This window comes from Gordonia sp. i37 (assembly GCF_002043085.1).
In the GTDB taxonomy this organism is placed as follows: domain Bacteria; phylum Actinomycetota; class Actinomycetes; order Mycobacteriales; family Mycobacteriaceae; genus Gordonia; species Gordonia polyisoprenivorans.
Genome location: NZ_MVPX01000036.1, coordinates 1 through 352 on the forward strand (window position 1 = coordinate 1; position 352 = coordinate 352).

Annotated in this window: 1 protein-coding gene; it reads right to left on the minus strand. The window is 64.2% G+C overall.

The genetic code is table 11. The features are described from left to right. On the minus strand, window positions 1-289 hold a 289-nt coding region (locus B1964_RS01285; protein ID WP_253193842.1), incomplete at its 3' end, for a proteasome activator. Window positions 290-352: the final 63 nt, after the last annotated feature.

The following is a 352-nucleotide window of genomic DNA, read 5'->3' on the forward strand; positions in this document are numbered from 1 at the left end:
CGTGGATCTCGCGCAGTCGGTTGCGGCTCGCCTCGTCGAGCGGAGCCGCACGGACTTCTTCGAGCAGTTGCTTGATCATCGTGCCGATCCGCATGACCTTCGCCGGTTGCTCGACCATGTCGGCGACGTTGGATCCGTCGGACGATTCCGAAGAAGAACCCTCCGCCGCCGCCTGGGTGCCCAGCGGCGAATCGGCGCCGAGAACGACGACCGAATCGTTGTCGGTCTCGGACGCTCCGTCGCGATCGGGGGTGGCAAAGGGATTCGCATTGTTGCCGTCTATGACCATGCTCTCCATTGTGCCCAACCCGCTTGCGGCCAACGCACGGATCCCGGTCATCGGATAACCCCC